This window comes from Bacillus sp. FJAT-42376 (assembly GCF_003816055.1).
In the GTDB taxonomy this organism is placed as follows: Bacteria; Bacillota; Bacilli; order Bacillales; family Bacillaceae; genus Metabacillus_B.
Map to the genome: position 1 here is coordinate 1975793 of NZ_CP033906.1, position 17689 is coordinate 1993481.

A 17689-nucleotide genomic window follows, 5' to 3' on the forward strand; every position below is an offset into this window, starting at 1 on the left:
TATGGCCTTATTATAGCATGGTCCATTTTGGGAAAATGCTCGAAAGGTGGACAAAGCTAGAAAATAGTTCGAAATGAGGGAATGGATATGCTAAAATATGAATGAGTATTCATTCATCGTTCAAGGGGGAAGTACAATGGGAGAAAAGGTTTTTATTATTACCGGAGGCTCAAGCGGGATGGGAAAAGCAATGGCGAAGCGATTTGCTAAGGACGGGTATAACGTCGTGATCACCGGGAGAACGCTGGAAACACTGGAAGAGACAAAAACAGAAATCGAGCAGAGAGACGGCCAGATTATGACCTTTTCAATGGATGTCAGACAGCCTGAGAAAGCTGCGGAACTTGTACAGGCTGTTCACAGCAGGTTTGGAAGAATCGATGGATTGGTCAACAATGCTGCCGGAAACTTTATCTGCCCTGCAGAAAAGCTCTCGGTGAATGGCTGGAACTCTGTCATCAACATCGTTTTGAATGGGACCTTTTATATGAGCTCAGCCGTCGGCAATTATTGGATCGAGCATAACCAGAAAGGGTCCATTATCAATATGCTCGCTACCTATGCATGGGGAGCAGGAGCCGGCGTGATTCACTCCGCTGCAGCCAAAGCGGGGGTGCACTCCATGACAAGAACATTAGCCGTTGAATGGGGGAGCCGATATGGAATTTGTGTGAACGCTATCGCCCCAGGTCCAATTGAAAGAACGGGAGGCGCCGATAAACTATGGGAATCAGAAGAAGCAGCTAAGCGCACCGTTGCAAGTGTGCCTCTGAAAAGGCTTGGTACGCCTGAAGAAATTGCAGCCGTTGCAGCCTTTTTAATGTCGGATGAAGCGGCTTATATTAATGGAGAATGTATAACAATGGATGGAGGCCAATGGCTGAATCCGCATCCTTTTTAATAGGCGATGTTAAAGCCTGTTGATTAAAGCGGAAGGTGTAAGTTTCAAAGGTGGGACTCCGCAGGTTCACGGCTGGGAGGTTCACCTCCCGCAGCGGGAATTAACAGCCAAGTTTATCAAAGCTGAATAAACAGCAAAAGCCTGCTTCTTTCCGGCAGGCTTTTGCTGTGGACCCAGTCAGACAAATCCTTACCAATTCTGCCTGAAAATTGTGATATAATTACGCATAAAATAGACAGAACGAGGGGGAAGGAATAGATGGATCCTCTAGATATCCTTACAAATAAACAGGAGGTTATTCCTTATTATCAAGCCATTTTCAGCGCGGATGACCAAATCATTGCCGGCTATGAGGTAATAGGGAGATTCCAGTTTCAAGGCGAGTTGCTCAGCCTTGAAGATTTCTTCGCTGACGATAGTGTTCCTGATGAATATAAAATTGAAGTGGATGATTACATAGTGGAACAGGCACTGAACTATGCCTTATCCGAAAATTCAGATGCGCTAATCTTTATTAACCGGGATGCAAATTTACTGATGCTGGACCAAGGCGAAAGCTTTCTTGATTTATTGCTTCGCTTCCAGTCCAGGGGGCTGAATTTAAGCAGAATTGCCATAGAACTGACCGAGCACCATTTTAAAGGGGATATGGAGCGTCTTCTTCATTTAGTTCATTATTACCGGACCTATGGCATTAAGATTGCAGCGGCGGATATTGGGAGAGAAAACAGCAATCTGGACCGTATAGGCAATCTTTCGCCGGACCTTCTGAAAATTAATTTGCAGCCGCTGCGAATGACGTCCTCTCCGGTTTCCTTTAATGATGTCCTCTATTCCATTTCGCTGCTTGCAAGGAAAATCGGGGCGGCTCTTCTATTTGAAGACATTGAAGCTAATTTTCAGCTTCAGTATGCATGGCGCAATGGAGGCCGGTATTTCCAGGGCTTTTACTTAACCGAACCCGGACCGCAATTTTTGGAAAAGGAATTACTTAAAGAAAAGCTTTCCAATGAATTTCACCATTTTATTGTTCATGAAAAAAAGAAGCTGGAAACATTCCATCAGCTGTCTGAAGATTTCTATCAGAGAATTCATTTTCTCGCAGCGAGAAGTGAAAAATTGTCTGAAAGTCAGGATCAGCTGATTACCATGCTGGCAAAGGAACTCTCTGATTGCAGTTTTCGGCTGTACATCTGTGATGCAGATGGGTTCCAGACAACCGGGAACATTTTCAAAGAAGAGGATGGATGGGTATTCCAGGAACAGTACAAGAACAAAAATTGGAGCTGGAGACCGTATTTTTTAGAAAACCTGATGAAAATGAGAATCGGAAGAAGAGGATTTTTCAGCGATCTATACAGTGATATCGAAACCGGGGAAACGATACGGACATACTCGTATCCCCTTGATGACGGACATTACCTTTTTATTGATTTGCCATATCAGTACCTTTATGAGCAAAACGGCATGCTTTGAATGAAATCTTTCTCGGGTGCAGACAATAAGCAAAAAACATGGAGGAACGTATGATTGTTCTAGGCATCATCGCATTGCTTATTTTGTTTGGAGGCCTATTTTTGACAGTCCGGACAGGGAACTGGACACAGGCAAGGAAAAAGGAATTTGATGCGTCAGCGCCTAAAACGGTGCAGGCCCATCCTTATCTTCTTAATCCTATTTTCCTTGTATATGCTGGAGCAGGGCTCTTGCTTGCTATCCTGATCCTGTACTTTGCAGCGAAATATGGATATTAAAAAGATCAATATAAGAATTAAAATGGATGGGGACTTTTCAAAAAGTCTTATGTGTAAAAAGTCTATTTGAGAGCGTGATGTTGATTTATAACACCTGTTGATTGGAGAGGAAGGCGCGAGACTCCTGCGGGAGCAGCGGGACAGGTGAGACCCCGCAGGCGCAAAGCGGCGAGGAGGCTCACCGCACGCCCCGCTGGTCGCTGAGCGCCTGGAGCGGAAATCAACAGCCAATTAGAACAGAGATTATAAAAAAGGAGACGCATTCCAGGCGTTTCCCTTTTTTTGTTTGCGAAAGTCCGCCATGAAAAGTCCAAGTATAACTGCATCGGATAGCCTTTTTTGTAAGTGGAGAACATTTGGGGGATTCTTCATCAGAAAGCGGGCGAAATGATGGAAGGTGAATTGGCCCGGTATCCGACGTTTCAAATTCTTCATTAGTGGAATAACATGACTAGAATGTAATGCCGGATTAGAAACCTATAAGGGAGGAATAAGTAATGAAAACGTTAACATCCTTGTCTGCCGCCGCGGTTATATTTTTTTCACTTGGATCCCCTGCTGTAGGTGAAACAGCGGCGGTTACAGCGGACCGGCCTGCCCAGCATAATGCGCAGAAAGCAAATCCGAAGGAAACGGTCTTTAAATATTTGCAGGATGCCAGCTATGCTCAAGTATCTCTAAGTGAAAAGGAACGGACAAAAGCACAAATGAAAGAGGTGCTTGCCCCTTATTTTACAGATGAAATAGCAGACGCTTACCTGAAATACAATGCTGTTAAAGGAGAAACTCAGTACATTGTATACGGAACGGATTTTCCAATTCTCTCTCTTCCTTTTTTCAGCTATGATGAATCAACGAAAATAAAGCAGCAAAAAAATAAAACCATTGTCTATCAGTATTTCAAAAAAACAGATACCGGCCCCGTCACTTTTGAAGGTCATTATGAAGCTGTGACCATGATCAGGACGGACGGAGCATGGAAAATATCCTCCATTTCCGAGAGCAAAGAAGAACCAAATTAAGCGGTGCGGAGAGATGATGGTCTCCGCTTATAGAATGGTCAGGCTGACTTGCTGAAAGTCAGTCTTTTTTGCCGGCAGCAGCACAGCGACAGATGTTCCAGCAAATGATTGGACCTCATAAGTTCCGCTCCGGTTATCATCGGTTTACTGCGGGGCAGCGGGTCACTCTGCCAAGCCATTCATAGCTAAGAGGCAGTTATCCAGCTTACACCGTCTTGCATGCTTGTGCTTTTGTTTCCCGAAAAAAGAATATGAACAGGCTATTTCCTCATAGGTAAGTAATAGTGCCTTAACGAATAAGGAGGAATGCGCGTGTTTACAAGGATTGACCGTTTATTAATCGATTTGCCGAAACCGAAAAATCCGGATGCCAATGCAGCTGCGGCTGTACAGGAGCTTCTTGGCGGCAAATTTGGAGAAATGTCCACGCTGAATAATTATATGTACCAGTCGTTCAATTTTCGGAACAAAAAGAAGCTGAAGCCTTTTTACGATTTGGTTGCGAGCATTACAGCCGAAGAAACAGGGCATGTAGAACTTGTTGCCAACACCATTAACTTGATGATCATAGGAACGACCCATCCGGGGCCCCCTGATTCCACTCCTATGCGAGAGGCGGTAAATAAGCGAAACTCGCTTCATTTTATCTCCACTGCACAAACCGCATTCCCATTTGATTCAATGGGGCGCCCGTGGACGGGAGATAATGTGTTCAGCAGCGGAAACTTGGTCCTTGATCTGCTTCATAACTTTTTTCTGGAGTGCGGGGCAAGGACCCATAAGATGAGAGTATATGAAATGACGGATAATCCGGTTGCAAGGGAGCTAATCGGGTATTTGCTTGTACGGGGCGGAGTCCATGTGGTGGCATATGCAAAGGCACTTGAGATCGCGACAGGCGTTGATGTCATGAAAATGCTGCCGATTCCCAATTTAGACAACTCAAAATTCTCCGCTGCGAAAAAGTATGAGGATCAGGGAGTAAACAGAAGGCTCTATACATTCAGCGACCAATATTACCGGGATATTAATCAAATTTGGAAAGGCACCGGTCCGAAAGGAGAGCCTCTTGAAGTCATCATCGGCCATCCTCAGGGAGCAGCCATTCCTGATTTAGAGGAGATACCGGAAGAATTCGCTCCTGGAATTTCCGAGGAGGACTTTCAGGAAATTGCCCGCCGTCTGCAAAGATCAGCAGGAATTTAAAAAATTCATTTCTTGATGCGCTTAAGCCGCATGCAGCCAGAGCAGGCACAGAGAAGAATAACTATGTGCCTGCTCTGCGTTCATGAATAGCTATGCCCGTTCATCAGAGTGACACAAGTCTTTCAAGTTCCTGCAAATCGAATCCTTTTACTACATGATCATCCACGGTCACAGTGGGGGTAGAATACGATTGAAGGTTGTGCATCAAATGGTTTTTTGCCTCTTCATTTTTCGATATATCCGCTTCTTCATAAGGGAGCTGAAGATGATCTAAAAACTGTTTGACAATTTTGCAGGGCGGACAGTCAGGCTGGGTGTATACCGTAATTTTTTTATTCATCCTATCACTTCTTTCCTTTTCCTGAAGTCTGAAAATAGTGGACAAGCCCCATAGCACTTACAGCTAAATCAAGGTTTAGAATATCATATACAGGATGGTGTTTGGGGATGTTTTTATCTGTAAGTTTCGGGAAAACGCGGTTTTTTAATTCTGCTTCTGTTTCTTTCCATTGCACAGCCGGCGGCATGCCTTCTGTTTTTCTTATGGCTTTTTCTGCTGCCTCCAAAAAGACCGGCAAAAATTGGCGCATGTCTTCAAGAGCTTCGGCCGGATTGTCATGAGGCCCGAAATGACTGAAATAAAATACGTCAGGCTGAAGGGATTGCAATTTCTCAGCAGTCCGGAGCATGGCTTCCGGATCAAACTGATTCGGTGAGGCAGATGGCAGGCAAAATCTGCTGAATTGTTCATCCGCATAGGCAATTCCTGCGGCATCTCCTGTAAATATCCCTTTACTTATTGGTTCAAATATGCTGAAATGATGATTGGCGTGTCCGGGCGAATCAATAAACTCCAGGACACATTTTTCGCTAATCGCCAAACGGTCTTTATCCTTCATCGTTAGAATCCGCTCTTCAGGGACAGGCAGAACAGGATCGAAAAGCTCGTCAAAGTGCTCTTTGTACACCGCTTTTGCACCGGCAGTCAATCTTTCGGGATTGACTAGATGACGGGCCCCCTTTGGATGCACAACAACTTTTGCATTGGGACATTCCTTCAGGAGCAATCCTGCTCCGCCCGCGTGATCGAGGTGTACGTGAGTGACGATGATGTACTGAATGTCTTTAACAGAAAGACCAAGCTCAGCCATACCGGATTTAATATAAGGTACAGACGGGCTTGCCGAGGGCTCAAGCAGAGTCAGCATGTCTTCATGCAGGACATATGCCGATGTTCTCCCTTTTTTGCGAAGATCAAAAGTGTCAATCATACTAATCCGGTTTGACAGCCGTTTAACCGTTCCCATTTTTTTCATCCCCCTTTGTCGATGCTCTTTCATTATAGCCCGGCTTAGACAGGGAATGAAATTTACATGATTGCGAACATATTATCCTGAAGATAAATGTGGTAAACTTTCTAATAGATATAGGATGAAACAAATTGGATAAGAATAGCAAATACGAGGAAAATAATTGATAAGAACAGCTTGTTCTTTGGAAGGAGAAAAAAGAAATGTCACAATTAACAGGTATTATCAGCCGTCTTCAAAGTCTTCAGGAAACAGCGGTGGGCAATGAGCCTTCCCAGCGTTTTTTCGAAGTAGAGGGTGAAAAGCGCTGCAGCGTAAAGTATTTCGAAAAAAATGAAATGTTTGAGCTTGAAGTATTTGAAAAGGGCGGAAAACCGCAAACCTATCAATTCGATAACATTGATATCATTGCGATTGAAATTTTCGATCTTTTGCAAGCCTGATCAGGCATTTACATATTTTCAGCACAATTGGGAAAAAAGGATAACATATCGGTTTTAGATTGCGTATAAGGTTAAAAAGAACCTTAAAAGGAGATGCATGATGAGCGATACGTTTGCCTTTTATAATGTAACGGAAGAGAACATGAGCCTTGAGGACGTTATAGCACGCTTGAAAGGGTTTTTGAGGAAAGATCCTCGTTCTGTTTACATCCTGTCGATTGGTACAGATTCCCACGTGCACCATAAAGAAACAAAATTTATTACGGCCATCCATCTTCACCGGGTCGGAAAAGGGGCGTGGGGATGTCTGAAAAACTTTGTCATCCCCCGGCCAATTTCAAGTGTACACGAAAAAATTTCGACGGAAACCGCGCTCAGCCAAGAGCTTGCTTATTCTTTTGTTACCCTGTATTTGGGAGAATTGTCTGATATTCTCATTCCGTTTTCAGAGGAAGGGGCCGATTTAAGTTTCGAAATTCATTTGGATATCGGCAGAAAAGGCGCAACGAAGGACCTCATTCAGGAAATGACGGGAAGGATCACGGCAATGGGGCTGGAAGCAAGAATCAAACCGGATTCATACACAGCCTTCAGCTACGCTAATCGATATACAAAATAAGGAAACCTTTGTCGAAAATTGCGTTTGACGAAAAAAATCCCTTTTATTATGCTTGTAGTGACAACAGGCAGCAGGGGGGCAAAAGAATGGGTTTGGCAAATAAGAGACTCTCGACAGAAGAGCAGGAATTACTTGTTAGCTTGCTAATGAAGCAGGAATATGCCATCGAGCTTATAAGCAGTGAACTAAATGATATTGAGAGCGGACAAAAAGCGGTAGATATGGAGACATACAGGCAGCTGACAACTCTCTATGACCGAATTCGTTTTGACTGATGTGTCTACATAGAGAACGGTGCCCGGAGTCGGGTGCCGTTTTTTTGCCTTTTTGTTTAGGCCGTCAAAAGGACGGGTAAAATTAAAACGCTAACCGTCATACAGAGAGGAAGTACAGCAATGATTACTCTTCGTGCTGAAGAAATGATAGAAATAAGTATTAAAGACCTGATGATTCCCGGAGATAAAGTGGCACATGTCCAGCTGGGCAATAATCTTGAACATGCCCTTATGGTCCTTACCAGAACAGGCTATACAGCTATACCGGTCCTTGATTCTTCCTATAAGCTTCACGGCCTGGTCGGAACGAATATGATTATTGACTCCATCATGGGCCTTGAACGCATTGAAGCGGAAAGACTTGTAGATATAAAGGTATCAGAGGTAATGAACCGGAATATCCCAAGACTTAAAATCAGTGATTCTCCAGCGAGAGGGCTGGAACTGGTCGTCGATCATCCTTTTGTTTGCGTGGAAGATCAGGATGGGTTTTTTGAGGGGATATTTACCAGGCGTGAAATTCTAAAACAGCTGGACCGGCATGTGAAAAGACTGAACAGAGGCTGAGATGAAAGAGACACCCGCCGCATGGAGGGTGTCTCTTTCCGTTTCAATTTGTTTTATATTGGAGCAGTTCGATCCGATTTCCAAAAGGATCGGCAAAGCTGAATCGGTCTCTTCCTGGGATCGGCTTTTCCTCTTTAATTCCTACTCCTGCATTTTCCAATAGAATTCTTGCGGCATCAAGGTTTCCGATTTCAAATGCCGGATGCCTCTTGCTTGTGACGGGGTCCATTTCTTCCAGTCCGATATGAACTTCAATGGCTCCTGCAGAACACCAAAATCCTCCATTTCCTTTCAGGCTATCAGGCTTTGGAATTTCATTAAAGCCCAGCAAATCCAGATAAAAGGCCCGTGCTGCGGCTTCTTCGTGAGAGGGTACACAAATTTGTACATGATCCATTTTAATGAATTTCAGTGAGTTCATTTTTCCATCCTCCTATTGTATGAACTGATAAAAAATCTGGCCGATGAGAAGAAGCGTGACGCCTCTAATGATCCACTTTGCCGAAGAAAAGGAGATTCGTCTTGCGGTCCGGATTGCCAATTGAGCACCAATGAGCGACCCGATAGCAAGCGGGATTGCGATTTGGAAATTCACCATGCCTGCAAATAAATAGGCAGTAAATGCTCCTACACAGCTGACAAACGTCTGAAATCTCGTATAAGCAATCGATGAAAGGTAGGAAAGTCCGAGCTGAAAATACATGTACATGCTTAGCGTAGCCTGCCCGGGGCCGAAAACCCCGTCATATACACCAATCCCAAATATGGCTGGATAAGACTTAGCAGGCAGCTTTCTGTTTCGATCCGGCAAATCCTTTTCCCTTTTCTTCAAGACGCTTAAGACGAAGGCAAAAGTCAGGAGAATCAGTGCCGCCGCGTTCATGAAGTCCTCTGGAATCATCCCCGAAATACATCCTCCAGTAACCCCTCCTGCCAGCGCAAAAGGAACCGTTTTAAGCACCTCCGTTAACTTTATTTCATCACTTTTCAGCAAAAAGAAAAAGCTTGAGAAGGAACTAATTGTATTCGAAAACTTGGTAGCAGCGATAATCTGATGAATGGGAAGCCCGTATAGGATCATAGCAGGCATTCCAATCAATCCGCCCCCGCCTGCAAGCGTTCCGAGAAAAGAAGTCATTGCACCGATAAAGATGAGAGGCCATTCCATTTGTATTCCCCCTCTGTATATTAAAGTATATTCATTGCCAAATCATAATGAAATGTCGAAATAATTAGCATATAATATAAGAAAAACTTATTGAATGAGGTGAAAGGGTGCAAATCACAGAATTACGAATGCTTCTCGTATTGGCGGAGGAAATGAATATGAGAAAAGCCGCCGAGCGATTATTTGTGTCCCAGCCTGCGCTGTCCCAGCGTCTTCAGTCTATCGAGAAAACATGGGGGGCCAAAATCTTCATACGCTCCCAAAAAGGCCTGACGCTGACCCCTGCCGGAGAAAAAGTAGTTGAGTACGCGAAGGAAACGGTTCTGAGGGAAGAAAAAGTGAGAGAAGATATATCCGCCCTTGAAGGGGAAGTGAATGGAACGCTGCGGCTCGCGGTGGCTTCTATTATCGGCCAGCACTGGCTGCCGAAAGTACTGAAGACATATGTTCAAAGGTATCCTCATGCGAAAATCTCACTGATTACCGGATGGAGCAGCGAGATTTTGAAAAGTCTTTACGAAGATAATGTCCACATTGGGATTGTAAGGGGAAGTCATGAATGGAAAGGAGTGAAAAAACACTTGATTCGCGATGAGCTCTATCTGGTCGATACGGAAATCCGAAATGCCGAAGAGCTGATGACAACAGAACGCCCCTTCATCCAGTTCCGCAGTGATTCCACCTATTATCAGGAGATTCAGGATTGGTGGCACCGGAAATTTCAGACCTCACCGAAAAGAACGATTATCGTAGATCAAATCGAGACATGCAAACAGATGGCCTATAACGGAATCGGCTATGCGATTCTGCCTTCCGTTGCACTCGATGAACATGAACCCATCTACAAGGTCCTGCTTTCGGACCCCGATGGAAAACCAATAGCAAGGGATACATGGATGCTCGGCTATGAAGCGGCTTTTCAGCTGAAGCAAGTGCAGGCTTTTTTAGAGGTGGTAGAAGAGTGGACAAACGCAGCACCCTAACGGATTACCAGTCCAGACTCAGGAAGGTCAGTGTAAAGCAAGAGCCGTATCTGAATTCATCGGATAAGAAAGAGAAGATTGGATGGTCTTGAATGAGGAGAAGTCCGCTTTAATAACGATACAAGGGAGAAGACTTATGGGGGAAAAGAAAGTTTTGTGGCTTGAATTGTTTTACGACCTGATTTTTGTAGCTGCGGTGGCTAAAGCTACTCATCTGCTGCTGCATGTGGAAGAGGGAATCGTTCCGGCGGAGTATTTGTTTAAGTTTATTTTGATTTTTATTCCCATCTGGTGGGCATGGGTGGGTCAGACTTTATTTATCAACAGGTATGGTGAAGATTGCTTTTCACAGCGGATCTTTATGATTATTCAAATGGTCTTCGTAGTTTTAATGACCGCCAGTCTCTCAAGCGATTTCGATCCGTATTATGTGCCTTTTCTGATTGGATATGCCGGAATCCGCTTTGTAACATCGCTGCAATATTTATGGGTTCTTAAAAGAAAAAGTGATTCAAAGGAGCCGGCAGCGAAATATTTAGGGTTCGGATTTTTAATAGGAATTGCCATCTCCTTAAGCTCTGTTTTCTTTGATCCGCCTCTCCGTTACGCAGTCTTATATCTTGGTATCTTTGCAGATCTCGCAGTTCCGGTTTTGGGCCGCAGATATTTGAGCAAAGCACCGGCTAATTCCCCGCATTTACTGGAGCGGTTCGGATTATTTACGATTATTTTGTTCGGAGAATGCATTGTCAGCTTAATAGCCATTCTTCATCTGGAAAAAGGGGATTGGGGAGCCATCTTTTTTACCCTTGTCTCGCTTATTTTAATTGCGGCAATGTGGTGGCAATATTTTGATAATCTTGAGAAAAAAGTTGATAAAGAAAAGAAAACAACCGGACAGAGAATTATCTATGGGCATTTATTTATATTCATGTCTTTAAGTGCAATTGCCGCGGCCATTCAACTGGCTTATTTGCATAAAGTGGATCATCACTTCCTGACCATCTTGTCATTTGGGGCCGCTTTCGTTTATTTTTTGTCAACAGCCCTTGTTTTTCATCGGTTCCGGTTTGTTCATCACCGGCTCCGTGTTTTTCACTTCGGTTTATTAGCAGGTATTTTAGTGTTGTTTATGATTTTGGATTTTGTCCTGCCGGTTCCAAGCGTCGTCATTTTTGTACAATTAGCCTTTTTCTTTATCTTGTATGCGAAAATAGCACCCAGGGGATGAAAGACGTCCTTCCGCCGAACGAGTCTTTCTTATCAATACGCTTGTCAATTACCCGTTTCGTTTGATAGAGTAAAAAAGATATTATATACGATGGAGGACGATACATATGAAAATGATGGATGCAAATGAAATTATTTCATTTATTCAAAATAGCACGAAATCAACACCTGTTAAGGTTTATGTGAAAGGCGATGTGGAAGGAATCAATTTTGGAGCTTCTTCTAAAACCTTCTTAAACAGCGGCAGCGGAGTTGTTTTCGGTGAATGGGCTGAAATTAAAGAAGCGATCGAAGCAAACGAAGGAAAAATCGAGGATTATGTAGTTGAAAATGACCGCCGCAACTCAGCGATTCCGCTTCTGGATATGAAAGGAATCAAAGCGCGTATCGAGCCGGGTGCCATTATCCGCGATCAAGTGGAAATCGGAGACAATGCCGTCATTATGATGGGTGCATCCATTAACATTGGATCTGTCATCGGGGAAGGAACCATGATTGATATGAATGTGGTTCTTGGCGGCCGTGCTACGGTCGGTAAAAACTGTCACATTGGTGCAGGTTCTGTGCTTGCAGGCGTCATCGAGCCGCCATCCGCTAAGCCGGTTGTCATTGAAGACGATGTTTTAGTAGGAGCGAATGCTGTTATTCTTGAAGGCGTGACAGTCGGAAAAGGCGCGGTTGTTGCAGCGGGAGCCATCGTTGTAGAAGACGTGGCGCCGTATACAGTCGTAGCAGGAACTCCTGCCAAGAAAATTAAAGATATCGACGAAAAAACAAAATCAAAAATTGAAATCAAGCAAGAGCTTCGTCAACTGTAAGAAGCTTGAAAACAATGCGCGGGTGGCCACCATCCGCGCATTGCTATATCTTTCTGGAGGATGATCGAATGCTCTCTCTTGAGAAATTAACAGCAATCCGCAGGGATCTTCATCAGATTCCTGAACTCGGGTTTCAGGAGTTCAAGACTCAAAGGTACCTGCTTCACTTTTTTGAAAAGCTTCCAGCAAACCGGTTTGAGCTGAAAAAATGGAGAACGGGTCTTCTTGTTAAAATAAAAGGGACGAACCCTTCTAAAATCATGGGCTACCGTGCCGATATCGACGGCCTGCCGATTACGGAGCAAACAGGCTATTCCTTCTCCTCAGTGCATGAAGGGATGATGCATGCATGCGGGCACGATCTCCATATGACGATTGCGCTCGCCATTGCGGAACACTTTATCCATAACCCGATTTCAGACGACCTTCTCCTCCTGTTTCAGCCTGCAGAAGAAGGGCCGGGCGGTGCCCAGCCAATGATGGAAAGCGAAGAGTTCAAGGAATGGAAACCTGATTTTATCACAGCCCTTCATATAGCTCCTGAGCTTCCGGCTGGAACGATTGGAACCAAGCCGGGCCTTTTGTTTGCCAACACGTCCGAACTTTTTATTGATTTAAAAGGAAAAGGCGGGCACGCAGCCTATCCGCATACCGCAAAAGACATGATTGTAGCAGCGAGTCAGCTGGTTGGCCAGTTTCAGACCATTATTTCACGGAACGTTGATCCGCTTGACAGTGCTGTTATCACGGTCGGCAAAATCACAGGAGGAACCGTTCAGAACATTATTGCTGAAAACGCCAGACTCGAGGGAACCATCCGAACCCTTTCCGTTCAGTCCATGGGAAGGGTCAAGGAACGCATTGAAGCGATCGTAAAGGGCCTTGAATTAGCCTATGACTGTGAAGCGCATATCGATTATGGAGCGATGTATCATCAAGTGTTCAACGAAGCAGAGCTTACCAAAGAGTTTATGCAATTTGCCGAGAGCCTGCCGTTCGTCCAATTTGAAAAAAGCAAAGAGGCAATGACCGGTGAGGATTTCGGATACTTCCTATCGGAAATTCCCGGATTTATGTTCTGGCTTGGTGCGGAGTCGCCTTATGGCCTTCATCACAGTAAGCTTCAGCCTGATGAAAATGCGTTGGAAACTGCCGTCCGTACCATGATTGAATATTTTTTGTTTAAATCCTAAATTATGGAATAATCACCTCTTGTCTGTGGCACCTTATCAGACAGGAGGTGTTTTTATGCCAAGAATAGGTGTAGAGCAATCATTGACAAATGTTGAAGAAGCTTTAAAATCCATGGGCTATGATGTGGTTCAAATCCGCAGTGAAGAAGACGCTCAAAACTGCGACTGCTGTGTGGTAACAGGTCTGGACAACAACATCATGGGGATCAGCAACACGGTTACTGAAGGTTCTGTTATTGAAGCGAGCGGATTATCAGCCGAAGAAATCTGCCAGCAGGTACAGCATCGTTTTAATCAATAAAAAAGCCAGCGCTGCTGGCTTTTTTTTATTTGGAAAGAGCAAGCTGACAGACAGGCCGTGGGAAGGGGCGGAATCTGCCGGAAAAAGTCGATTGGCCCGTATGTAGGGAAAGTTGGCCCGTAAACAGCGGGAAGCGGCCCGTAAACCGCGGGAAGTGGCCCGTAAATCGCGGAAAGCGGCCCGTAAACCGTGGAAAGCGGCCCGGAAATTGTAAATCGGGAACGGAGGATGATTCCTGGGCTGCCATCCAAACAAAAAAAAGAGCCGCATCGGCTCTTTTTACTCTTTCCCGGAAGGATCTTTTTTCTCCATGTAGACTTGATGAGGAAAAGGGATTTCGATTCCATTAGCATCGAAAGCTTCTTTAAATGCTTTTCGCAATGCGCGTTCCGCTCCCCATTGCTCGCCGTTTTCTGTTTTGGCGATAACGCGGATAACAACGTCGGAAGCACCGAGTGCCTGAACCCCTATAACGTTCGGCCCTTCCACAATTACAGGCATTTCGGCAGCCATTTTATCGCATACATCCTGCATGACCTTAATTGCGTGGTCGATGTCGTCGTCGTATGAAATTCCAATGTCGACGAGTGCTCTCATGTTGCCTCTTGTATGGTTGCTCAAGTTTGTGATTTCCCGGTTCGGTACATAATGCAGCGTTCCGTCAAATCCCCTGATTTGAGTTGTCCTCAGGCCGACCTGCTCTACGATCCCTGAGAAACCTGCTGTAGTTATATAATCTCCGACATCCAGCTGGCGTTCCAATAATAAGAAGAAACCTGTAACAACGTCACTCACAAGACCTTGTGCGCCGAAGCCGATGGCAAGACCGACTACGCCGGCACCGGCAAGAAGAGCGGTAGCGTCGTATTCAAAGACTTGGAAAACCATGACGACAAAGATGAAAACAAGTATGTATCCAAATACATTTAACGTGAGGCTTTGCAGGGTCATGGCACGTCCGGGAGATATCTGCTGCCGGTTTTGGACTTTTTGGAAGGACCTTTCAATGATCCGGTTCCCGATTGCTTTGACAATAAGAAAAGCGACTAGAATGATGACAAGTTTCAATACAATGATTCCCGCGTTTGTCAGCAAACCAGCCCAATTAATTTTTTGTATGATGTCCATTTGCATCTTCCTTTCTGGATCTGAAGGGCAAGCTAATCATTTTGTTACCCTTAACTCATCATGTTAAACTTATTATGCTCATGAATTCGCAAATTCATTGACCAGTTTATCATAGGTTTTTTCTCATTTGAAACAATTATCGTCATGATTTGCATTTTTTTGGGGATAACAAGTATTGTTGGAAACAGTACATTCGCAAATTAAATTCATTATCATTTAACATTGACTAAAAATAGCTATCTGCTATAATAGGCAATGTGAAAAATGAATAGGTGTTGAGAAAAGACCTTTTTTTTTCTCAATTGCTTTAATACATACTGGAGGGATACACAATGGCAGAACGTATGGTAGGAAAACAAGCACCACGTTTTGAAATGGAAGCTGTAATGGCTAACAAAGAATTTGGCAAAGTAAGTCTTGAAGAGAACATGAAGAACGATAAATGGACGGTTCTTTTCTTCTATCCAATGGATTTCACATTTGTCTGCCCGACTGAAATCACAGCGATGTCAGACCGCTATGATGAATTTGAAGATCTTGATGCTGAAGTAATTGGTCTTTCTACAGATACAATCCACACTCACTTAGCTTGGATTAACACAGACCGCAAAGATAACGGTCTTGGAGATCTCCGCTACCCGCTTGCGGCAGATACGAACCATGCAGTTTCACGTGATTATGGCGTTTTGATTGAAGAGGAAGGCGTAGCGCTTCGCGGACTGTTTATTATCAATCCGGAAGGCGAGCTTCAATATCAAACCGTGTTCCATAACAACATCGGCCGTGACGTGGATGAAACACTTCGTGTGCTTCAAGCACTTCAAACAGGCGGACTTTGCCCGGCTAACTGGAAACCGGGACAAGCTACACTTTAATTTTTAAATGAATAGTTGAAGGTCTAACTGCCGGTTAGACCTTTTTCTTACTACAGGAGGGGTACAGATGAAACTACGTGAACCAATGCCGGAATTAAACGGTGCTGTTGAATGGCTGAACGGCCAAGTGACGAAAGAGGATTTGACTGGTGAGAAACCGACTCTGATCCATTTCTGGTCTGTAAGCTGCCATCTTTGCAAAGAAGCGATGCCTCAGGTCAATCAGTTCCGTGATGAGTATAAAGACAAATTGAATGTGGTGGCTGTTCATATGCCTCGTTCTGAAGACGATCTTAATCTGGATTCTATTAAGAAAACAGCGGAAGAGCATGGAATTCACCAGCCGATTTTTGTAGACAGTGAGCACAAGCTGACCGATGCTTTTGAAAATCAATATGTACCTGCTTATTACGTTTTTGACAAGGAAGGCAACCTTCGCCACTTCCAGGCAGGCGGCAGCGGGATGAAAATGCTTGAAAAGCGTGTAAACCGCGTACTCGCTGAAACAGAGAACGCTGAATAACCAATATGAAGTCCGCTGCTCTCCACGGGCAGCGGACTTTGCTTGTATCAGCTCGTATTTACAGAACTCTTTTTTTTCTCAGCAGTGCAATCTGTGCACCGGCAAGAGGAAGAACACACCATTTTTCCTGACCTGGCAATGATTTTCTCATCCACCAGTAAGAATAAATGACAAGGACGATAAAATCAGCCGTCATCACACTGACAAGCTTGGATTGCATGAATGCCTTTTGATACGCTTCAGCACTGCCTTGCGTCAGCCCGTAGACATAGAGGCAAATCGTGAGTGCTAAAAGCGGGAGCATAACCCAGGGGCTTGAAAGGGCATTGCCCAGTTTTTGAATGATCGGGCGCTGTTTTTTTCCTTTCCCTTTGAAAAACAAATAGGGCAGAAGGGAAAATGCTCCGAGGCCAAACGATAAAACGGCGAACGGCCATGCAGGAATAAGGTTCTCGTCCTGACGGAAGTACAAGGCTGCCCAGACAATCGGAAAAATACCGAGAAAAGAAAAAACCATGGTCACCATTGGATTGGCCTCATTAAATTTTCCTGATAAATACGCCTGAAGGACCGGATCCTGCATCCCTCCCTGACCTGGGGCCAGCAAAATAGCGTAGGCAATGAGAGCGAACCAAAGCCATTTCATAAAAAGATCACCTGCCGATAGAATTTATTTATAAGTATGGTTGTACTTTTTATTTAAATATAGTATGATGATATATGTAAAGTTAAAGTGTTCCATTTCCTTTTGAAGTTCACATACAATAGGGATGTATCTCACGTGACACTTTAGGGATGCTGCTTATTGTATGTGAATTTTTTATTTACACAGGTAAAGGAAATGCGCATAAATAAATTTTTGGAGGTACCAACATGGAAACAGGTACAGTAAAATGGTTTAACTCAGAAAAAGGATTCGGATTCATCCAACTTGAAGATGGAAACGATGTATTCGTTCACTTCAGCGCTATCCAAGGCGAAGGCTTCAAAACTCTTGAAGAAGGCCAAAAAGTTGAATTCAACGTTGTTGAAGGCCAACGCGGACCTCAAGCAGAAAACGTTGTAAAACTTTAATTTTCTGACTTAACTGTTCAAAAGTCTTGATTCATTTTATGAATCAAGGCTTTTTTCATTGTATAGGCGGATCTTGGCAGCCGGAACTCAGCCGGCAGCAAAAGCTTATGGTGAGATTTAAGGTCATGGTTCGGTTCACGTCTGGTCCTCCGGAAAGCAGCAAGGGGCTGCCCCATGATGCTGCCGCTGCCTGGACTTTTGCTTAACCGGACTATGGTACAGACAAAAATGACAGCGCTTTATTAAGGGGAGAGAACATGATTGAAACGCCCAAACCATCAGAAGAAACGGCGGGTGAA

General features: G+C 44.3%; 23 protein-coding genes. 17 read left to right on the forward strand and 6 right to left on the reverse strand.

From position 1 onward, the window contains the following. The first annotated feature begins 136 nt into the window (after positions 1–136). From fadH to CEF21_RS09970, 5 genes are all read left to right on the forward strand, one after another. Positions 137–901, forward strand: a complete 765-nt coding sequence (gene fadH, locus CEF21_RS09950) for a 2,4-dienoyl-CoA reductase (RefSeq protein ID WP_123915916.1) — start codon at positions 137–139, stop codon at positions 899–901. Between the two features lie 258 nt (positions 902–1159). Continuing rightward, entirely contained in the window at positions 1160–2377 is a 1218-nt protein-coding gene (locus CEF21_RS09955; RefSeq protein WP_123915918.1) for an EAL domain-containing protein, read from the forward strand. Positions 2378–2427: 50 nt separating this feature from the next. After that, positions 2428–2655 (forward strand): hypothetical protein, encoded by a 228-nt coding sequence (locus CEF21_RS09960; RefSeq protein ID WP_123915920.1) that lies wholly within the window; start codon positions 2428–2430, stop codon positions 2653–2655. Between the two features lie 497 nt (positions 2656–3152). After that, on the forward strand, positions 3153–3677 hold the full coding sequence (locus CEF21_RS09965) for a DUF3993 domain-containing protein (RefSeq protein WP_123915922.1): 525 nt from the start codon (positions 3153–3155) through the stop codon (positions 3675–3677). Between the two features lie 312 nt (positions 3678–3989). After that, a complete protein-coding gene (locus tag CEF21_RS09970; protein ID WP_346773373.1) occupies positions 3990–4883 on the forward strand; it encodes a manganese catalase family protein in 894 nt (297 codons plus the stop codon). 103 nt (positions 4884–4986) lie between these two features. Here the strand turns inward: CEF21_RS09970 and CEF21_RS09975 are convergent, their stop codons facing one another. Together CEF21_RS09975 and CEF21_RS09980 are read right to left on the reverse strand one after the other, a co-directional pair. Then, positions 4987–5223: a glutaredoxin domain-containing protein gene (locus CEF21_RS09975; protein WP_123915926.1), complete on the reverse strand. Its 237-nt coding sequence runs from the start codon at positions 5221–5223 to the stop codon at positions 4987–4989. Positions 5224–5227: 4 nt separating this feature from the next. Then, on the reverse strand, positions 5228–6190 hold the full coding sequence (locus tag CEF21_RS09980; protein ID WP_123915928.1) for an MBL fold metallo-hydrolase: 963 nt from the start codon (positions 6188–6190) through the stop codon (positions 5228–5230). Positions 6191–6396: 206 nt separating this feature from the next. Between CEF21_RS09980 and CEF21_RS09985 the strand changes: the two genes are divergently transcribed. The 4 genes from CEF21_RS09985 to cbpB all read left to right on the forward strand — a co-directional run bounded on the left by CEF21_RS09985 (position 6397) and on the right by cbpB (position 8097). Next, positions 6397–6636, forward strand: coding sequence for a YkuJ family protein (locus tag CEF21_RS09985; protein ID WP_035407102.1), 240 nt, complete (start codon positions 6397–6399; stop codon positions 6634–6636). Between the two features lie 100 nt (positions 6637–6736). Then, complete coding sequence (locus CEF21_RS09990; protein WP_123920131.1) at positions 6737–7255, forward strand: ribonuclease H-like YkuK family protein; 519 nt, start codon at positions 6737–6739, stop codon at positions 7253–7255. 86 nt (positions 7256–7341) lie between these two features. Further along, positions 7342–7530: an antirepressor AbbA gene (gene abbA / locus CEF21_RS09995; protein ID WP_123915930.1), complete on the forward strand. Its 189-nt coding sequence runs from the start codon at positions 7342–7344 to the stop codon at positions 7528–7530. Positions 7531–7650: 120 nt separating this feature from the next. Further along, positions 7651–8097, forward strand: a complete 447-nt coding sequence (gene cbpB, locus CEF21_RS10000; RefSeq protein WP_123915932.1) for a cyclic-di-AMP-binding protein CbpB — start codon at positions 7651–7653, stop codon at positions 8095–8097. A 43-nt stretch (positions 8098–8140) separates the two neighbouring features. Here cbpB and CEF21_RS10005 read toward each other — a convergent pair whose 3' ends face one another. Further along, positions 8141–8518 (reverse strand): VOC family protein, encoded by a 378-nt coding sequence (locus CEF21_RS10005; protein ID WP_123915934.1) that lies wholly within the window; start codon positions 8516–8518, stop codon positions 8141–8143. 12 nt (positions 8519–8530) lie between these two features. Continuing rightward, entirely contained in the window at positions 8531–9265 is a 735-nt protein-coding gene (locus CEF21_RS10010) for a sulfite exporter TauE/SafE family protein (protein WP_123915936.1), read from the reverse strand. A 107-nt stretch (positions 9266–9372) separates the two neighbouring features. On the opposite strand from CEF21_RS10010, the gene CEF21_RS10015 reads away from it, so the two are divergent. The 5 genes from CEF21_RS10015 (at position 9373) to CEF21_RS10035 (ending at position 13790) form a co-directional block, all read left to right on the forward strand. Continuing rightward, entirely contained in the window at positions 9373–10248 is an 876-nt protein-coding gene (locus CEF21_RS10015) for a transcriptional regulator CcpC (protein WP_123915938.1), read from the forward strand. Positions 10249–10384: 136 nt separating this feature from the next. Beyond that, positions 10385–11479 (forward strand): low temperature requirement protein A, encoded by a 1095-nt coding sequence (locus CEF21_RS10020; RefSeq protein WP_123915940.1) that lies wholly within the window; start codon positions 10385–10387, stop codon positions 11477–11479. Positions 11480–11585: 106 nt separating this feature from the next. After that, a complete protein-coding gene (gene dapD / locus CEF21_RS10025) occupies positions 11586–12296 on the forward strand; it encodes a 2,3,4,5-tetrahydropyridine-2,6-dicarboxylate N-acetyltransferase (protein WP_123915942.1) in 711 nt (236 codons plus the stop codon). A gap of 68 nt (positions 12297–12364) precedes the next feature. Further along, positions 12365–13489, forward strand: a complete 1125-nt coding sequence (locus tag CEF21_RS10030) for an N-acetyldiaminopimelate deacetylase (protein ID WP_123915944.1) — start codon at positions 12365–12367, stop codon at positions 13487–13489. Between the two features lie 55 nt (positions 13490–13544). Further along, positions 13545–13790 (forward strand): YkuS family protein, encoded by a 246-nt coding sequence (locus CEF21_RS10035; RefSeq protein WP_123915946.1) that lies wholly within the window; start codon positions 13545–13547, stop codon positions 13788–13790. Positions 13791–14069: 279 nt separating this feature from the next. Here CEF21_RS10035 and CEF21_RS10040 read toward each other — a convergent pair whose 3' ends face one another. Continuing rightward, positions 14070–14918, reverse strand: a complete 849-nt coding sequence (locus tag CEF21_RS10040; protein ID WP_123915948.1) for a mechanosensitive ion channel family protein — start codon at positions 14916–14918, stop codon at positions 14070–14072. Between the two features lie 332 nt (positions 14919–15250). Here CEF21_RS10040 and ahpA point away from each other — a divergent pair, with 332 nt between their 5' ends. Continuing rightward, positions 15251–15793, forward strand: coding sequence for a biofilm-specific peroxidase AhpA (gene ahpA / locus CEF21_RS10045; protein ID WP_123915950.1), 543 nt, complete (start codon positions 15251–15253; stop codon positions 15791–15793). Positions 15794–15860: 67 nt separating this feature from the next. Then, on the forward strand, positions 15861–16316 hold the full coding sequence (locus CEF21_RS10050) for a TlpA family protein disulfide reductase (protein WP_123915952.1): 456 nt from the start codon (positions 15861–15863) through the stop codon (positions 16314–16316). A gap of 58 nt (positions 16317–16374) precedes the next feature. Here the strand turns inward: CEF21_RS10050 and CEF21_RS10055 are convergent, their stop codons facing one another. Beyond that, entirely contained in the window at positions 16375–16962 is a 588-nt protein-coding gene (locus CEF21_RS10055; RefSeq protein ID WP_123915954.1) for a hypothetical protein, read from the reverse strand. Positions 16963–17189: 227 nt separating this feature from the next. Between CEF21_RS10055 and CEF21_RS10060 the strand changes: the two genes are divergently transcribed. Then, positions 17190–17390, forward strand: a complete 201-nt coding sequence (locus tag CEF21_RS10060) for a cold-shock protein (RefSeq protein ID WP_123915956.1) — start codon at positions 17190–17192, stop codon at positions 17388–17390. The last annotated feature ends 299 nt before the right edge of the window (positions 17391–17689 follow it).

Bases quoted from the DNA above. Each gene is read 5' to 3' on its own strand.
- CEF21_RS09975 (WP_123915926.1), bottom strand. From the start codon at position 5,223: ATGAATAAAAAAATTACGGTATACACCCAGCCTGACTGTCCGCCCTGC.
- CEF21_RS10020 (WP_123915940.1), top strand. From the start codon at position 10,385: ATGGGGGAAAAGAAAGTTTTGTGGCTTGAATTGTTTTACGACCTGATT.
- CEF21_RS09990 (WP_123920131.1), top strand. From the start codon at position 6,737: ATGAGCGATACGTTTGCCTTTTATAATGTAACGGAAGAGAACATGAGC.
- CEF21_RS09955 (WP_123915918.1), top strand. From the start codon at position 1,160: ATGGATCCTCTAGATATCCTTACAAATAAACAGGAGGTTATTCCTTAT.
- CEF21_RS10060 (WP_123915956.1), top strand. From the start codon at position 17,190: ATGGAAACAGGTACAGTAAAATGGTTTAACTCAGAAAAAGGATTCGGA.
- abbA (WP_123915930.1), top strand. From the start codon at position 7,342: ATGGGTTTGGCAAATAAGAGACTCTCGACAGAAGAGCAGGAATTACTT.
- CEF21_RS10030 (WP_123915944.1), top strand. From the start codon at position 12,365: ATGCTCTCTCTTGAGAAATTAACAGCAATCCGCAGGGATCTTCATCAG.
- CEF21_RS10050 (WP_123915952.1), top strand. From the start codon at position 15,861: ATGAAACTACGTGAACCAATGCCGGAATTAAACGGTGCTGTTGAATGG.
- CEF21_RS09960 (WP_123915920.1), top strand. From the start codon at position 2,428: ATGATTGTTCTAGGCATCATCGCATTGCTTATTTTGTTTGGAGGCCTA.
- CEF21_RS09965 (WP_123915922.1), top strand. From the start codon at position 3,153: ATGAAAACGTTAACATCCTTGTCTGCCGCCGCGGTTATATTTTTTTCA.
- CEF21_RS09985 (WP_035407102.1), top strand. From the start codon at position 6,397: ATGTCACAATTAACAGGTATTATCAGCCGTCTTCAAAGTCTTCAGGAA.
- dapD (WP_123915942.1), top strand. From the start codon at position 11,586: ATGAAAATGATGGATGCAAATGAAATTATTTCATTTATTCAAAATAGC.
- cbpB (WP_123915932.1), top strand. From the start codon at position 7,651: ATGATTACTCTTCGTGCTGAAGAAATGATAGAAATAAGTATTAAAGAC.
- CEF21_RS10055 (WP_123915954.1), bottom strand. From the start codon at position 16,962: ATGAAATGGCTTTGGTTCGCTCTCATTGCCTACGCTATTTTGCTGGCC.
- CEF21_RS10010 (WP_123915936.1), bottom strand. From the start codon at position 9,265: ATGGAATGGCCTCTCATCTTTATCGGTGCAATGACTTCTTTTCTCGGA.
- fadH (WP_123915916.1), top strand. From the start codon at position 137: ATGGGAGAAAAGGTTTTTATTATTACCGGAGGCTCAAGCGGGATGGGA.
- CEF21_RS10035 (WP_123915946.1), top strand. From the start codon at position 13,545: ATGCCAAGAATAGGTGTAGAGCAATCATTGACAAATGTTGAAGAAGCT.
- CEF21_RS10040 (WP_123915948.1), bottom strand. From the start codon at position 14,918: ATGGACATCATACAAAAAATTAATTGGGCTGGTTTGCTGACAAACGCG.
- CEF21_RS09980 (WP_123915928.1), bottom strand. From the start codon at position 6,190: ATGGGAACGGTTAAACGGCTGTCAAACCGGATTAGTATGATTGACACT.
- ahpA (WP_123915950.1), top strand. From the start codon at position 15,251: ATGGCAGAACGTATGGTAGGAAAACAAGCACCACGTTTTGAAATGGAA.
- CEF21_RS10005 (WP_123915934.1), bottom strand. From the start codon at position 8,518: ATGAACTCACTGAAATTCATTAAAATGGATCATGTACAAATTTGTGTA.